Source organism: Streptomyces sp. CA-243310 (assembly GCF_050936775.1).
In the GTDB taxonomy this organism is placed as follows: Bacteria; Actinomycetota; Actinomycetes; order Streptomycetales; family Streptomycetaceae; genus Streptomyces.
Window position 1 is genome coordinate 2,513,508 of sequence record NZ_JBNJMF010000002.1, and the last position, 15,813, is coordinate 2,529,320.

Below are 15,813 nucleotides of genomic sequence, written 5' to 3' on the forward strand. Positions count from 1 at the left end.
CCGTGGACGGGGAGTCGATCACCGTCGGGGCTGGGCGTCCAGGACCTGCTGGAGTGCTTCGAACTCCTCCACGCACTTGCCGGAGCCCAGCGCGACCGAGTCGAGCGGATCCTCCGCGATGTGGATCGGCATGCCGGTCTCACGGCGCAGTCGCTCGTCCAGGCCGCGCAGCAGCGCGCCGCCGCCGGTCAGGACGATGCCGCGGTCCATGATGTCGCCGGAGAGTTCCGGCGGGCACTTGTCGAGCGTCGTCTTGACCGCGTCGACGATGGCGTTGACCGGCTCCTCGATGGCCTTGCGGACCTCGGCGGCCGAGATCACGACCGTCTTCGGCAGCCCGGACACCAGGTCCCTGCCGCGGATCTCGGTGTGTTCGTCCTTGTCGAGGTCGTACGCCGAACCGATGGTGATCTTGATCTGTTCGGCGGTGCGCTCACCGAGGAGGAGCGAGTACTCCTTCTTGATGTGCTGGATGATCGCGTTGTCCAGTTCGTCACCGGCCACCCGGATGGACTGCGCCGTGACGATTCCGCCGAGGGAGATGACGGCGACCTCGGTGGTGCCGCCGCCGATGTCCACGACCATGTTGCCGGTGGCCTCGTGGACGGGCAGGCCCGAGCCGATGGCGGCGGCCATGGGCTCTTCGATGATGTGCACCTGGCGGGCGCCGGCCTGCGTGGACGCCTCGATGACGGCGCGGCGCTCCACTCCGGTGATGCCGGAGGGAACGCAGACCACGACGCGCGGACGCGCCAGGTAACGGCGCTTGTGGATCTTGAGGATGAAGTACCGGAGCATGCGCTCGGTGATCTCGAAGTCGGCGATGACGCCGTCCTTGAGGGGCCTGACGGCGACGATGTTGCCGGGCGTCCGGCCGATCATCTTCTTCGCCTCGGAGCCGACCGCCAGGATGCCACCGGTGTTCGTGTTGATGGCGACCACGGACGGCTCGTTCAGGACGATCCCCCGGCCCCTCACGTACACCAGCGTGTTGGCGGTCCCGAGGTCGATCGCCATGTCACGGCCGATGAACGACATAGTGTTCCCCTTGTTCCCCATGAGGAGCGTCTGGCCTTCCAGTTGATAGCGGCTGCTGTCAGGTCGGCGAGGTGGGTGTGTGGGTGGAGGCCCCATCGTAGTGCCGCACGTACGGACATCGCGCGACGGGACTCCGGCAATCCCGCCGGAACGGATACCCGCCCCCTTAGTGGTGACGTCGTGTCCTGCACATGCGTTCCCCGTCGGCGCCGGTAATACCGAAGGGCGACCGAAATTACTTCGGTCGCCCCAGGTCGTGAGCGCTATTCGGCTGATCTCGCGTCAGAGGAGACTGCGATGACAGCGTTCCGCTTGACGGGGGAACCGCCTCAGAGCGCGGGGAAGAACAGCTTCAGCTCGCGCTCCGCGGACTCCTCGGAATCCGAGGCGTGGATCAGGTTCTCCCGGGTGATGGAACCGAAGTCGCCGCGGATCGAGCCGGGCGCCGCGGCGATCGGGTCGGTCGGGCCGGCGAGGCCGCGGACGCCCTCGATCACGCGCTCGCCCTCGACCACGAGGGCGACGACCGGGCCACCGGACATGAAGCCCATGAGGGGCTCGTAGAACGGCTTGCCCTTGTGCTCGCCGTAGTGCGCCTCCAGGGTCTCCTGGTCGAGCGTGCGCAGCTCCAGCGCGGGAATGGTCCAGCCGGCCTTCCGCTCGATGCGGCCGATGATCTCGCCGATCAGGCCACGACGGACGGCGTCGGGCTTGAGCAGGACGAGCGTGCGCTGGGTCATGTGGGAACTCCTTGCGGCAAACGGGTGCGGTGGGACGAATCTACAGGTGCTCCGGGGCCGGACCGCCCCCGCCGGGTGCCGGCCGCCCGGGGGTGACGCAGCCGTGACCTCAGGCCTGCGCCTCGTGCTCCGGATGGGCGGCGGCCCAACGGGCCTTCACGTCGTCGATGCGGCGTCCGTAGTGCACGGAGCACCACCACAGCCCGGCGAAGACCGCCCCGAGGAAGAACATCGTCGGCACCACGAAACCGCTGAGGATCAGGCCCACCTGGAGGGCCCATCCCAGTTGTACCGCGCCGGGCCGCGACAGCATCCCGCACAGCAGGATCGACAGCAGCATCGCGACGCCGCACACCGTCCACACGGTCGCCTGGGTCAGGTCCGGGTCCTTCATGGCCACCAGGCCCGCGAAACCGATCACGAAGAACTCGCCGATCAGCGTGCTCGCGCAGAGCGTGCGCATTCCCTCAGCCCCTCTTGAACAGCAGGCGGGCCTCGCCCACCGTGATCACCGAGCCGGTCACCAGGACCCCGGCCCCGCCGTATTCGGCCTCTTCCTCCGCCAGGGTGATCGCCGCCTCCAGGGCGTCGTCCAGCCTCGGCTCCACCTGCACCCGGTCGGCCCCGAAGACCTCCACCGCCACGCCCGCCAGTTCGTCGGCCGACATCGCCCGGTGGCTGGAGTTCTCCGTGACCACGATCTCCGCGAAGATCGGCTCGAAGGCCTCCAGGACCCCCCTGACGTCCTTGCCCTCGCTGGCGGCCACGACCCCGATCAGTCGGCTGAAGCCGAACGCCTCGGTGACGGCCTCGGCGGTCACCCGGGCCCCCGCCGGATTGTGGGCCGCGTCCAGGACCACGGTGGGGCTGCGCCGGACGACCTCCATGCGGCCCGGCGAGGTCACCGAGGCGAAGGCCTTGCGCACGGTGTCCGTGTCCAGCTCCCGCGCGTGCTCCGCGCCGACCCCGAAGAAGGCCTCGACCGCCGCCAGCGCCACGGCCGCGTTGTGCGCCATGTGGGCGCCGTACAGCGGGAGGAAGATGCCGTCGTACTCGCCGCCCACGCCGCGCAGGGTCAGCATCTGGCCGCCGACCGCCACCTCGCGGGAGACGACCCCGAACTCCATGCCCTCGCGGGCCACGGTCGCGTCGACCTCGACGGCCTTCTTCAGCAGCACCTGCGCCGCGTCGACCGGCTGCTGCGCCAGGATGACGGTGGCGTCCTGCTTGATGACGCCGCCCTTCTCCTGCGCGATCTCGCCGGGGGTGGAGCCGAGCCGGTCGGTGTGGTCGAGGCTGATCGGGGTGACCACGGCGACCACGCCGTCGATCACGTTGGTGGCGTCCCAGGTGCCGCCCATGCCGACCTCGACGACCGCCACGTCCACGGGGGCGTCCGCGAAGGCCGCGTAGGCCATCCCGGTGAGCACCTCGAAGAACGACAGCCGGTACTCCTGGGCGGCGTCGACCATCTCCACGTACGGCTTGACGTCGTGGTAGGTCTCCACGAACCGCTCGGGGGTGATCGGCGCCCCGTCCAGGCTGATCCGCTCGGTGACGGACTGCACGTGCGGGCTGGTGTAGCGGCCGGTGCGCAGCTCGAAGGCGTTCAGCAGGGCCTCGATCATGCGTGCGGTGCTGGTCTTGCCGTTGGTGCCGGTGACATGGATGGACGGGTACGCGCGCTGCGGCTCGCCGAGGACGTCCATGAGCGCGGCGATCCGCGAGACGGACGGCTCCAGCTTCGTCTCGCCCCAGCGGCCGGCCAGCTCCTGTTCCACCTCCTGGAGCGCCTTGGCCGCCTCCGGGTCGGTGGGGACGGCGGGCACCTGGTCGCCCAGCGGCGCTCCGCCGTGTGCGCGCAGGGTGCGACTGCCGGCCTCGATCACCGCCAGGTCGGGGTCGCGGTCGGACTCCTCCGCGATGATCTGGTCGAACTCGTCGATCCCGTCGAAGGGGCGGCCCGGTTCATCGGGGCCATGGCTCTCGGGCTGCTGCTCACTCACGGGGCCAGTCTACGGACGAGGACCCGCAGGACTTTCGGCCCGGCCGCTTCGGGACCTTCGGCGATCAAAGCGACCGGATCGTTATGCAAGCCTTGCGGGCAGGAGATAGGGGAACAAATGCCGCAGGCCAGCAGCAACAAGACGAATTCCAGCCGCGACATAGGGATCGACCTGGGGACCGCGAACACGCTCGTCTACGCCCGGGGCCACGGCATCGTCCTCAATGAGCCGTCCGTGGTCGCCGTGAAGGCCGGCACGACCACCGCGCTGGCCGTCGGGACCGAGGCCAAGGAGACCATCGGCCGCACCCCCGGTTCCATCACCGCGATCCGTCCCCTCCAGGGCGGGGTGATCTGCGACTACGAGGCCGCCGAGGAGATGATCCGGCACTTCGTCCGCAAGGCCGTCCCGGGCCGCCGGCCGCGCACCCGCATGGTGGTCTGCGTGCCGTCCGGGGTTACCCCGGTCGAACGACGGGCCATCGTGCACGCGTCCACCCGGGCCGGCGCCAAGACCGTGCACCTGATCGAGGAGCCGATGGCGGCGGCGATCGGCGCCGGGCTGCCCGTGTCCGAGGCGCGCGGCTCCATGGTGGTGGACATCGGCGGCGGAACCACCGAGGTGGCCGTCATCTCGCTCGGCGGCATCGTCACCTCCCGATCGCTGCGGGTCGGCGGGGACCGGCTGGACGCGGCGATCACGGACCACGTCCGCAAGGAGCACGGGCTGCTCATCGGCGAGCGCACCGCCGAGGACGTCAAGGTGGCCATCGGCTCGGCCTGGCCGGTCCCGGAGCGGCCGGACTCGGAGACCCGCGCCTTCACCGTGCGGGGCCGCGAGAAGGTCGGGGGAATGCCGAAGACCCTGGAACTGACCGCCGTCGACGTACGGGCCGCCCTCGACGAACCGGTCGAGGCGATCATCGCCGCCGTGCGCGGCACCCTGGAGGAGTGCCCGCCGGAACTGTCCGGCGACGTGATGGAGCACGGCATCGTCCTCACCGGCGGCGGCGCCCTGCTTCCGGGCCTGGACCTGCGCATGGCCTCCGCGACCGGCATCCCGGTGTTCGTCGCGGACGCCCCGCTGGACTGCGTGGCACTGGGGTCGGGCAAGTGCGTCGAGGACCTCGACACCCTGAACGGCCTGCTGTCCCCCGCCAAGGCCTGACCGGTCGCTCCGCGCCCCGCGAACCGACGCCTATCCGCGCGGCAGCGTGGCGATCACCACGTACGACTCGTCGGTCCGCTTCGCCTTCAGGGTTCCGCCGAGGCTGCGCACGCGTTCGGACATGCTCGCCGTGCCCGAGCCCGCCGAGACGGGGGCGCGGGTCGGGGTGCGCTCGGGGAGGCTGTTGATGACGGCGATCCGCAGGTGCGGGCCGGCGGCCTCGATCGACACGTCGATCGTCTCGCCCCGGGCGTGCTTGGCCGCGTTGGTGAGGCATTCCTGCACCACCCGGTAGACCGCCGCCTGGCGCAGCGGCGACACCTCGTGCACCTCGGGATCCATCACCAGGCGCACCGGTGAACCGGCCCGTCCGCTCTCCTGCGCCAGCGCCGCCAGGCCCTCGACACCGGGGGTCGCGGACGGTCCGCCGCGCTGCACGATGATCTCGTTCAGCACCAGGTGGGCGCGGCGCGCGGTGTCGGCCAGCTCCTCGAAGTCCTTCGCGTACGTCGTCTCGCGCGCCCGCGTCGACAGCACCTCGGAGCGCACGGTCAGCAGGGTCAGCTCCCGCCCGACGAAGTCGTGCACGTCCCGGGCGACGGAGGTCCGCTCCTGCTGCACGGCCCGGAAGACGGCCGACTCGGCCCGCCGTACGTCGAGCTCCCGCACCAGGTCGTGCCGGTACGCGGCGATCCCGACGGCCGAGGCGAGCACCCCGATCGGCACGACCAGGCCGAGGAAGGCGCTGAGGCTCTGCGCCCGCGGCTCGGGCCATCCCGGGATGCTGAACACCGCGAGCGCGAAGGCCACGTAGCCGAGGGTGGCCAGGATTCCGGCCCGCCGGCCCCGGTAGCGGCCGACCGAGTACAGGGCGAACTGGATCAGCGTCAGCTCGTGCAGCCATCCGACGAACAACAGGGCGATGAGGTATGCGAGCCAGGGCATGCGGCGCCGTACCAGCAGGCTCGCGCAGCCCGCGGTGAGAACGGCGGCGGCCATCCAGCCGTTGAGCGAATTGTCGGCGGCGGCCAGGCCCGGCAGGTCCAACGCCATCAGGGCGAGGCAGCTCAGGGCGGTCAGGACGTCCATGGCCCGGGGAGACCCGGTCCAGCCCTCGCCGAGCCGGCGGCCGATGGCCACGGCTTGGCGGAGCGCCGAGACGACGGGCTTGGCGTGCATGTCCCCCATCATCCGTGGTGAGCGGCCCCGATCGAATGAGATGACGGGGCATAAGAAGTGATTTGTGGCACTCGGGATGATTTCCGGCAGGGCCGGTCGGCCCCACCGGGGTGGCGGGGCCGAGTACGGCGAAGGCCCCCACGCCGCGCGACGGTGTGGGGGCCTCGGCCCGTCCTGCCGGCCGCTACGCGGGCGGCAGCGTCCCCAGCTGGGCCTGGATCCGGATGATGTCCGACTCGGCCTTGGCGAGCCGGCCCTTGATCTTGTCCACGACGTTGTCGGGGGCCTTGGCCAGGAAGGCCTCGTTGCCGAGCTTGCCCTCCGCCTGCTGCTTCTCCTTCTCCGCGGCGGTCAGGTCCTTCGACAGCCGCTTGCGCTCGGCGGCCACGTCGATGGTGCCCGACAGGTCGAGCGCGACGGTGGCGCCGGCGACCGGCAGGGTCGCGGTGGCGTTGAAGTCCTCGCCTTCCGGCTGGAGGCGCAGCAGCTGCCGGATCGCACCCTCGTGCGCGGCCAGCTCGGTACCGGCCAGGTCCAGGCGGGCCGGGACCTTCTGGCCCGGCTGCAGGCCCTGGTCGGCCCGGAAGCGGCGGACCTCGGTGACGACGGCCTGGAGGTTCTCGATCTCGCGCTCGGCGGCCTCGTCGCGGAAGCCGCTGTCCTTGGGCCAGTCGGCGATGACGAGGGACTCGCCGCCGGTGAGCGTGGTCCACAGGGTCTCGGTGACGAAGGGGACCACCGGGTGCAGCAGGCGCAGCGTGACGTCGAGGACCTCGCCGAGGACGCGACCGGAGACCTTGGCGCCCTCGCCGCCCGCGAAGAACGTCGTCTTCGACAGCTCGACGTACCAGTCGAAGACCTCGTCCCACGCGAAGTGGTAGAGCGCCTCGCTGAGCTTCGAGAACTGGAAGTCGTCGTAGTACGCGTCCACCTGCTCGACGGTCTTGTTCAGCCGCGACAGGATCCAGCGGTCGGTCGCCGACATCTGCTCGGGGGCCGGCAGCTCGCCCTCGACGGTGGCGCCGTTCATCAGCGCGAAGCGGGTCGCGTTCCAGATCTTGTTGGCGAAGTTCCGGGACGCCTGGACCCAGTCCTCGCCGATCGGGACGTCGGTGCCGGGGTTGGCGCCCTTGGCGAGGGTGAAGCGGACGGCGTCGGAGCCGTACTTGTCCATCCAGTCCAGCGGGTCGACCACGTTGCCGAAGGACTTCGACATCTTCTTGCCGCGCTCGTCACGGACCAGGCCGGTCAGCGCGATCGTCTTGAAGGGGACCTCGCCGTCCATGGCGTACAGACCGAACATCATCATCCGGGCGACCCAGAAGAAGATGATGTCGTGGCCGGTGACCAGGACGTCGGTGGAGTAGAACTTCTTCAGGTCCGGGGTCTTCTCCGGCCAGCCGAGCGTGGAGAACGGCCACAGGCCGGAGGAGAACCACGTGTCGAGGACGTCGGTGTCCTGCGTCCAGCCCTCGCCGGTCGGGATCTCGTCGTCCGGTCCGACGCAGACGATCTGCCCCTCCGGGCCGTACCAGATCGGGATCCGGTGGCCCCACCACAGCTGGCGCGAGATGCACCAGTCGTTGAGGTTGTCGACCCAGTCGAAGTAGCGCTTCTCCATCTCGCGCGGGTGGATCGCGACCCGGCCGTCGCGGACCGCGTCACCGGCCGCCGTGGCGAGCGGCTTGACGCCGACCCACCACTGGAGGGACAGGCGCGGCTCGACGGTGGTGCGGCAGCGGGAGCAGTGCCCCACGGAGTGCTGGTACGGGCGCTTCTCGGCGACGATGCGGCCCTGCTCGCGCAGTGCGCCGACGACGGCCGAACGGGCCTCGAAGCGGTCCAGGCCCTGGAAGGGACCGTGGACGGTGATGACGCCCCGCTCGTCCATGATCGTCATGGATTCGAGGTCGTGGCGCTGCCCGATCGCGAAGTCGTTCGGGTCGTGCGCGGGCGTCACCTTGACGGCGCCGGTGCCGAACTCCGGGTCGACGTGCGTGTCGGCGACGATCGGGATGGTCCGGTCGGTCAGCGGAAGCTTGATCCGGGTGCCGACGAGGTGCTTGTACCGCTCGTCGTCGGGGTGGACGGCCACGGCGGTGTCACCGAGCATCGTCTCGGCGCGGGTCGTCGCGACGACGAGGCTGTCCTCGCCCTCGCCGTAGCGGATCGAGACCAGCTCGCCCGCGTCGTCCTGGTACTCCACCTCGATGTCGGAGATGGCGGTCAGACAGCGGGGGCACCAGTTGATGATGCGCTCGGCGCGGTAGATCAGACCGTCGTCGTAGAGCTTCTTGAAGATGGTCTGGACGGCCTTGGACAGGCCCTCGTCCATGGTGAAGCGCTCACGCGACCAGTCGACGCCGTCGCCGAGGCGACGCATCTGGCCGAGGATCTTGCCGCCGTACTCTTCCTTCCACTGCCAGACGCGCTCGATGAACTCCTCGCGGCCCAGGTCGTGGCGGGACTTGCCCTCCTCGGCGAGCTGCTGCTCGACCTTGTTCTGGGTGGCGATGCCGGCGTGGTCCATGCCCGGCAGCCACAGCGCCTCGTAACCCTGCATCCGCTTGCGGCGGGTGAGGGCGTCCATGAGCGTGTGCTGGAAGGCGTGTCCCAGGTGGAGCGAGCCGGTGACGTTCGGCGGCGGGATGACGATGGTGTACGGGGGCTTCTCGCTCGCCGGATCGGCGGTGAAGTAACCGCGCTCCACCCAGCGCTCGTAGAGCTCTCCCTCTACCTCGGCCGGCGCGTACTGGGTCGGCAGTTCGGAGGTGGGGGCGCTGGGTGTCTGCGTGTTCTCGGTCACGGGGCACAGGATACGGGCGCCCCCGCCCCAGTCACGAATCCATTCCGTCGCCCGGCCCGCGCCCCGACGACGTCGCCGATCGGGGCGGCGCCGGCGTCGTGGTTCCGTAACGCCTGGGGCCCCGGCGGCCGGAACCCCCCGTGCTTCCGTCAGGATGAGAGCAACATAAGAAGTTCCTAAAGGGGGACGCGGTCATGAGTTACAACCAGCCGGGACCGTACGGCGGCGGGCAGCCGCAGCAGCCCGGACCCTACGGAGGCCCGCCTCCGCAGCAGCCGAACCCGTACGGGCAGCCTGCCCCGCAGCCCGGCTACGGCTACCCCCAGCAGCCGCCCCCGCCGGGCGCCCCCCAGGGGTACCCGCAGCAGCCCGGCTACCCGCAGCAGCCCCCGCAGCAGCCGGGCTACGGCTACCCGCAGCAGCCGGGGATCCCGCCCCAGCAGCCTCCGTACGGCGGGATGCCGCCGCAGCAGCCGCCGAAGAAGTCCAAGGCCGGCGTGATCGTCCTGTCGGTCGTCCTGGTGGCGGCCATCGCGGGCGGCGCCTGGTACTTCCTGGGCAGCGGCGGCGCGGGCGCGGTGTCGGACGACACCAAGGGCTACAAGCTGGTCGCCCCGGCGAACGTGGACGACTTCAAGCAGAACCCGAAGTACAAGCAGAAGCCGTTCACCGACGAGAGCCGCAAGGAGGTCGAGGCGGCGGGCGTCAAGAACCCCACCCAGGTGGGCATGGGTTACCAGGGCGGTGACCCGACCAACCCGCTGGCGGGCAAGTCCGTCGACTTCCAGGGCTTCTACGGCGAGATCGCCGACCCGGAGAAGTCCGTGGACGGGTACTTCGCCCTGGCGAAGCTCGGCATCGCCAAGGGCGGCTCCGACGTGGAGGCCGAACTCCTCGGCAGCCCGAAGGAGATCAATCCGTCCGGTTTCAAGGGCGCGGTCATGAAGTGCCAGGAGCTGAAGATCAAGGCCACCAAGTCCACGACTCCCGGGCCGAAGGAACTCACGCTCCCGGTGTGCATCTGGGCCGACTACAGCACCCTCGGCGTCGTCAGCGCGGTCGACAACGGTGCGGTGTTGACGGGCAAGACGGGCTACACGCTGGAACAGAACGCCGATTTCACGGCCAAGCTGTACAAGAGCGCCCGCGTCAAGAAGTGAACCGGACGCGTCACACGACGTGACGAAAGGGGGCGCCCCGGCCGGTCGGCCGGGGCGCCCCCTTTTCGCGTGACTGCCGTGCGGCTACGCCGACTTCTCGTGCGGGCCCTGGTCCTTCGGGACGATCCGCGGGACCAGCGTCGGGTTGACGTTGGAGCGGACCACGTCCGCGGTGATGACCACTCGGGCCACGTCCTTGCGGGACGGGACCTCGTACATCACCGACATCAGGACCTCTTCCATGATGGCGCGCAGGCCTCGCGCACCCGTCTGGCGGAGGATGGCCTGATCGGCGATGGCCTCCAGCGCCTCGCGCTCGAAGTCCAGCTCGACACCGTCGAGTTCGAACAGCCGCTGGTACTGCTTCACCAGGGCGTTGCGCGGCTCGATCAGGATCTGGAGCAGGGCCTCGCGGTCCAGGTTGTGCACGGAGGTCAGCACGGGCAGACGGCCGATGAACTCGGGGATCATCCCGAACTTCACCAGGTCCTCCGGCATGACCTCGTGGAACTGGTCGCTCGCCTCGATCTCGCGCTTCGAGCGGATCGTCGCCCCGAAGCCGATGCCCTTGGCGCCCGCGCGCGACTCGATGATCTTCTCCAGACCCGAGAACGCGCCACCCACGATGAACAGCACGTTCGTCGTGTCGATCTGGATGAACTCCTGGTGCGGGTGCTTGCGCCCGCCCTGCGGCGGGACGGAGGCCGTCGTGCCTTCCAGGATCTTCAGGAGGGCCTGCTGCACGCCCTCCCCGCTCACATCGCGGGTGATCGACGGGTTCTCGCTCTTGCGGGCGACCTTGTCGATCTCGTCGATGTAGATGATCCCGGTCTCGGCCTTCTTGACGTCGTAGTCAGCGGCCTGGATCAGCTTGAGCAGGATGTTCTCGACGTCCTCGCCGACATAGCCGGCCTCCGTCAGCGCCGTCGCGTCGGCGATGGCGAACGGGACGTTGAGCATGCGGGCCAGCGTCTGCGCCAGCAGCGTCTTGCCGGAACCCGTCGGGCCCAGCAGCAGGATGTTGGACTTCGCGAGCTCGATCGCGTCGTCCCGGCCCTGCGCGCCGCCGTTCTCGCCGGCCTGGACCCGCTTGTAGTGGTTGTAGACCGCGACGGAGAGCGCCTTCTTCGCCGGCTCCTGGCCGACGACGTAGCTCTCCAGGAACTCGTAGATCTCACGGGGCTTGGGGAGTTCCTCCCACCGAACCTCGGAGGTCTCCGCGAGTTCCTCTTCGATGATCTCGTTGCAGAGGTCGATGCACTCGTCGCAGATGTACACACCGGGTCCTGCGATGAGCTTCTTCACCTGCTTCTGGCTCTTTCCGCAGAACGAGCACTTGAGCAGGTCGCCGCCGTCACCGATGCGTGCCACGAGGTGCTTCCCCTTCGCCTGGGAGACGCCTGGTTCAGCGCTCCTGGTGCCTCATATCCGACGGTACCTTGCCGGGGGGCCCCTGCGGGGCCCCCTTGACGTGGTTCACATCGCCTCGTCCGACGACACGCCCACGCCAACTGGCGGCAAGGATCAGACCGCGTTGCTCTTGCGGGTGGAAACGATCTGGTCGATCAGGCCGTACGCGAGGGCGTCCTCGGCCGTCAGGATCTTGTCGCGCTCGATGTCGTCGCGGATCTTCTCCAGCGGCGTCGTCGAGTGCTTGGCCAGCATGGTCTCCAGCTGGTCGCGCATGCGCAGGATCTCGTTGGCCGCGATCTCCAGGTCGGAGAGCTGCTCGCGACCGGTGCCGCCGGAGGGCTGGTGGATCAGCACACGGGCGTTCGGAAGGGCCATGCGCTTGCCGGGGCTGCCGGCGGCGAGCAGGACCGCGGCGGCGGAGGCCGCCTGGCCCATGCAGACCGTCTGGATGTCCGGCTTCACGAACTGCATGGTGTCGTAGATCGCCGTCAGCGCGGTGAAGGAGCCACCGGGGCTGTTGATGTAGATGGAGATGTCGCGGTCCGGGTCCATCGACTCCAGGCACAGCAGCTGCGCCATCACGTCGTTGGCGGAGGCGTCGTCGATCTGCACGCCGAGGAAGATCACGCGCTCCTCGAAGAGCTTCGCGTACGGGTCGTACTCGCGCACGCCCTGCGAGGTGCGCTCGACGAAGCGCGGGATGACGTAGCGGTTGTCCACCTGAGCGCCGGTGTAAAGGCCGCTCGCGGGAGAGAGGTTGTTCATGTGCATCTGGGTGTTCACCATCCTGGTGGCGTTCTGCGGGCTGTCGACTGGGGACTGACGGTGCTTGCCGGGGATCAGGCCCCGGTGCCGCCGCCGCCCGGAACGTTGGACGCGGCCGAGATGATCTCGTCGATGAGGCCGTACTCCTTGGCCTCCTCGGAGGTGAACCAACGGTCGCGGTCACCGTCGCGGATGATCGCCTCGACAGTCTGGCCCGAGTGGAACGCCGTGATCTCGGCCATGCGCTGCTTGGTGCGCAGCAGGTACTGGGCCTGGATCTTGATGTCGGACGCGGTGCCACCGATGCCGGCGGAACCCTGGTGCATCAGGATGTCGGTGTTCGGCAGGGCGAAGCGCTTGCCCTTGGCGCCACCGGTCAGCAGGAACTGGCCCATGGAGGCCGCCATGCCCATGCCGATGGTGACGACGTCGTTGGGGATGTACTGCATGGTGTCGTAGACCGCCATGCCGGCCGTCACCGAGCCGCCGGGGCTGTTGATGTACAGGAAGATGTCCTTCTCCGGCTCGGCGGCCAGGAGCAGGAGCTGCGCCGTGATCTTGTTCGCGATGTCGTCGTCTACCTGCTGGCCGAGGAAGATGATGCGCTCGCCGAGCAGCCGGTTGTAGACATGGTCGCCGAGGCCGCCACCGATGGACGGCTCACCCGCGGCGTAAGGCTTCAGATTCGTCACGTATCCACCTGCTCGTCTCCGACGGCCACATGCCGTCTCAGCGTCTCGTTCTGGGGCGCGGACCAACCGGTACGGACGACGTCCGCCGGCTTCGGGTACTCCCGTGCCCTCGTATTCATGGACCCTAACGCGCAGGTGGGACAACGCCATCCCGCTTCCCGAACTGTTCGCTCGGAGCGCAAGGTCAGAGCCCTCGCCGACAAGCGCAGAAGGGCCCGCACGCTGCTGCGTCCGGGCCCTTCGGGGCATGTTTCACGCCAATGCGGGGCGGGCTCCGCGCGAGGCGTCGCCCGAGGTGTTACTTGGCCTCGTCGGCCTTGGCCTCGTCGGCATCCGCGTCGGCGTCGGCTTCGACGACCTCGGCGTTCGCCTCGACGGCGGCCTCGTCCTCGTCCTCGTCGGACAGGTCGACGACCTCACCGTTGGTGTCGGTGACCTTGGCCTTCTCGACGACGACCGCGAGGGCCTTGCCGCGAGCGACCTCGCCGACCAGCATCGGAACCTGGCCACCCTCGACGACCGCCTGGGCGAACTGGTCGGGGGACATGCCGGAGGACTGCGCGCGGCGCATGAGGTGCTCGGTGAGCTCCTCCTGGGTCACGCCCAGCTTCTCCTTGTTGACCAGGGCGTCCAGCAGGAACTGGGTCTTGATGCCCTTGACGGCCTGCTCGCCGGTCTCGGCCTCGAACTCCTCGACCGTCTTGCCCTGGATCTCCAGGAACTTCTCGATGGTCAGACCCATCTGGCCGAGCTGGTGGTGCTCCAGGTTGTGCTTGCGGGTCTGGACCTCGTCCGCGAGCAGCTTCTCGGGAACGGGGATCTCCGCGAGCTCCAGGAACTTCTCCAGCACGCGCTCCTGGGCCTGGGTGGCCTGGTCGAACTGCTTCTGGCTCTCCAGGCGGGTACGGCTGTCCGCCTTGAGCTCGTCGAGGGTGTCGAACTCGCTCGCCATCTGCGCGAACTCGTCGTCCAGCTCCGGCAGCTCACGGGCGGAGACCTTGGTGACCTTGACGGTGACCTCGGCGTCCTGGCCCTCGGCGGAGCCGCCCTTCAGCTGGGAGGTGAAGGTGGCCTCGCCACCGGCCTCCAGGCCCTTGACGGCCTCGTCGATGCCTTCGAGAAGCTCGCCCGAGCCGATGGTGTAGGAGACGTCCTGGGCGACGCCGTCCTCGAGGACCTCGCCGTCGACCTTGGCCTCAAGGTCGATGGTGACGACGTCGCCGTCCTCGGCCGCGCGCTCGACGTCCTTGGAGGACGCGAAGCGACCGCGCAGCTGCTCGACGGCCTTCTCGACCTCTTCGTCGGAGACGTCGATCGCGTCGACCTCGACCTCGATGCCGGCGAAGTCCGGGATCTCGATCTCGGGGCGGACGTCCACCTCGGCGGTGAAGGACAGCAGCTCGCCGTCCTTCAGCTCCTTGATGTCGACCTCGGGCTGGCCCAGCGGGTTCAGGTCGGCCTCGTTGACGGCCTCGGTGTAGAACTTCGGGAGGGCGTCGTTGACGGCCTCCTCCAGCACCGCACCGCGGCCGAAGCGCTGGTCGATGACGCGGGCCGGGATCTTGCCCTTGCGGAAGCCCTTCACCGTGACCTGCTGGTTGATCTTCTTGTAGGCCGCGTCGAGGCTGTCCTTGAGCTCCTCGAAGGGCACCTCAACAGTGAGCCGAACCCGAGTCGGGTTCAGGGTCTCCACGGCGCTCTTCACGGTTCGGTCTCCTTGTGGCTGACTGCTGGGGGTTCTGCCGTCACGCTGTGATTCAGCGGTTCAGCGGATTCGGCCCGGCATCGGACACACGGGCACGCAGCTTGCATAGTAACCGCAAGCGGCAATCAGCCCACAACGCGATCATCGTGCGGGTAAGGCTGGCTGGTCGGGGTGGCCGGATTCGAACCGACGACCTTCCGCTCCCAAAGCGGACGCGCTACCAAGCTGCGCCACACCCCGTCGGTGCGACACGTAGGGTACATGCCCGGAGACCCTCCGACGCGCGCGTTTCCCACAGAGGCGTACGCGCGCGTGGCCGCGGACCGAAACACGCACGCGGCCGCGGACCGACACCGAACGCGACGCCACCCCGGAAAGCGGTGTGCGATCCCCCGCCACGACCCGCTAGGATGCTGTCCGTGCCGCGGTCCCCGGACCTGCGTCGCACGTCTTGCGGGTGTAGCTCAATGGTAGAGCCCTAGTCTTCCAAACTAGCTACGCGGGTTCGATTCCCGTCACCCGCTCTGAAGCGAAAAGGGCCAGGTCAGAGGATGTTTCCTCGACCTGGCCCTTCGTCGTTCCCGGGAAGGCCCGCCCGGAGCCGAAGTCGGCGGGGCGGGCGGGAGCGTCCCCTGGAGAGGACCTCTTGGGGGAGGGCATGAGCATCCGAACCGCGATTCAGGTGACCGGGCTGAACGGGGGCGATCCGCCCGAGCGGGAATACCTGACACTCCCGGCCGTGGTCAAAGCCGGAGACTGCCCACGCGGGAGGATCCCCCTCCTCGGTCCGAGGGACAGGCGTCCGGCCGAGGTCATCGTCAACTCCGCGACGGTCGAAACCTTGTGACGGGCCGGGGCGTCGGAGGATCAGGGGGTCACGAACGAGCCGGCGCACCCGTGGTGCGCCGGCTCGTTCGGATTGCGCGACCCGGGTTCAGAGTTTGATGCCGGCGATCGTGTCCGCCAGGGAGTTGAGGAAGCGGTTGACGTCCGGGGCGATGGAGCTGGACGCCAGGAAGAAGCCGAAGAGGACCGCGATGATCGCGGGGCCGGCCTTCATGTGCTTGCCGCGGATCAGGATCACCAGGATGATCGCCAACAGAACCACCACTGACAGCGAAATGGCCACTACTGATCACACC

13 protein-coding genes and 2 tRNA genes are annotated in these 15,813 nt (G+C 69.0%); 3 read left to right on the forward strand and 12 right to left on the reverse strand.

The annotated features are described in order from the left end of the window. Positions 1 to 18: 18 nt before the first annotated feature. The 4 genes from ACQEVM_RS28975 to folC form a co-directional block, all read right to left on the reverse strand. Positions 19 to 1,038: a rod shape-determining protein gene (locus ACQEVM_RS28975; protein WP_008738981.1), complete on the reverse strand. Its 1,020-nt coding sequence runs from the start codon at positions 1,036 to 1,038 to the stop codon at positions 19 to 21. A gap of 329 nt (positions 1,039 to 1,367) precedes the next feature. Further along, positions 1,368 to 1,778 carry a nucleoside-diphosphate kinase gene (ndk, locus tag ACQEVM_RS28980; protein WP_053674942.1) on the reverse strand — a complete coding sequence of 137 codons (411 nt, stop codon included), beginning with the start codon at positions 1,776 to 1,778 and terminating at the stop codon, positions 1,368 to 1,370. A 109-nt stretch (positions 1,779 to 1,887) separates the two neighbouring features. After that, complete coding sequence (locus ACQEVM_RS28985; protein ID WP_053674940.1) at positions 1,888 to 2,241, reverse strand: DUF4233 domain-containing protein; 354 nt, start codon at positions 2,239 to 2,241, stop codon at positions 1,888 to 1,890. Between the two features lie 4 nt (positions 2,242 to 2,245). Continuing rightward, positions 2,246 to 3,784, reverse strand: a complete 1,539-nt coding sequence (gene folC / locus ACQEVM_RS28990) for a bifunctional tetrahydrofolate synthase/dihydrofolate synthase (RefSeq protein ID WP_433083826.1) — start codon at positions 3,782 to 3,784, stop codon at positions 2,246 to 2,248. A 117-nt stretch (positions 3,785 to 3,901) separates the two neighbouring features. On the opposite strand from folC, the gene ACQEVM_RS28995 reads away from it, so the two are divergent. Continuing rightward, positions 3,902 to 4,951: a rod shape-determining protein gene (locus tag ACQEVM_RS28995; RefSeq protein ID WP_433083828.1), complete on the forward strand. Its 1,050-nt coding sequence runs from the start codon at positions 3,902 to 3,904 to the stop codon at positions 4,949 to 4,951. 30 nt (positions 4,952 to 4,981) lie between these two features. Here ACQEVM_RS28995 and ACQEVM_RS29000 read toward each other — a convergent pair whose 3' ends face one another. Continuing rightward, complete coding sequence (locus ACQEVM_RS29000) at positions 4,982 to 6,130, reverse strand: sensor histidine kinase (protein ID WP_433083830.1); 1,149 nt, start codon at positions 6,128 to 6,130, stop codon at positions 4,982 to 4,984. A 184-nt stretch (positions 6,131 to 6,314) separates the two neighbouring features. Next, positions 6,315 to 8,936, reverse strand: a complete 2,622-nt coding sequence (locus tag ACQEVM_RS29005) for a valine--tRNA ligase (RefSeq protein ID WP_433083832.1) — start codon at positions 8,934 to 8,936, stop codon at positions 6,315 to 6,317. Between the two features lie 194 nt (positions 8,937 to 9,130). Here ACQEVM_RS29005 and ACQEVM_RS29010 point away from each other — a divergent pair, with 194 nt between their 5' ends. Next, on the forward strand, positions 9,131 to 10,096 hold the full coding sequence (locus tag ACQEVM_RS29010) for a hypothetical protein (RefSeq protein WP_433083834.1): 966 nt from the start codon (positions 9,131 to 9,133) through the stop codon (positions 10,094 to 10,096). An 84-nt stretch (positions 10,097 to 10,180) separates the two neighbouring features. Here the strand turns inward: ACQEVM_RS29010 and clpX are convergent, their stop codons facing one another. The 5 genes from clpX to ACQEVM_RS29035 form a co-directional block, all read right to left on the reverse strand. After that, positions 10,181 to 11,467, reverse strand: coding sequence for an ATP-dependent Clp protease ATP-binding subunit ClpX (gene clpX / locus ACQEVM_RS29015; RefSeq protein ID WP_053674927.1), 1,287 nt, complete (start codon positions 11,465 to 11,467; stop codon positions 10,181 to 10,183). A 153-nt stretch (positions 11,468 to 11,620) separates the two neighbouring features. Beyond that, positions 11,621 to 12,295 carry an ATP-dependent Clp protease proteolytic subunit gene (locus tag ACQEVM_RS29020; protein WP_053674925.1) on the reverse strand — a complete coding sequence of 225 codons (675 nt, stop codon included), beginning with the start codon at positions 12,293 to 12,295 and terminating at the stop codon, positions 11,621 to 11,623. A 53-nt stretch (positions 12,296 to 12,348) separates the two neighbouring features. Then, the gene (locus tag ACQEVM_RS29025) at positions 12,349 to 12,966 is read right to left on the reverse strand and encodes an ATP-dependent Clp protease proteolytic subunit (protein ID WP_053674923.1); all 618 of its coding nucleotides are present in this window, start codon (positions 12,964 to 12,966) and stop codon (positions 12,349 to 12,351) included. A gap of 298 nt (positions 12,967 to 13,264) precedes the next feature. Beyond that, a complete protein-coding gene (gene tig, locus ACQEVM_RS29030) occupies positions 13,265 to 14,671 on the reverse strand; it encodes a trigger factor (RefSeq protein WP_433083837.1) in 1,407 nt (468 codons plus the stop codon). 163 nt (positions 14,672 to 14,834) lie between these two features. Beyond that, a tRNA-Pro gene (locus ACQEVM_RS29035) sits at positions 14,835 to 14,911 on the reverse strand. Positions 14,912 to 15,124: 213 nt separating this feature from the next. On the opposite strand from ACQEVM_RS29035, the gene ACQEVM_RS29040 reads away from it, so the two are divergent. Continuing rightward, a tRNA-Gly gene (locus ACQEVM_RS29040) sits at positions 15,125 to 15,195 on the forward strand. A 410-nt stretch (positions 15,196 to 15,605) separates the two neighbouring features. On the opposite strand, the gene ACQEVM_RS29045 is transcribed toward ACQEVM_RS29040, so the two are convergent. Continuing rightward, complete coding sequence (locus ACQEVM_RS29045) at positions 15,606 to 15,800, reverse strand: hypothetical protein (RefSeq protein ID WP_388947059.1); 195 nt, start codon at positions 15,798 to 15,800, stop codon at positions 15,606 to 15,608. Between the last annotated feature and the right edge of the window lie 13 nt (positions 15,801 to 15,813).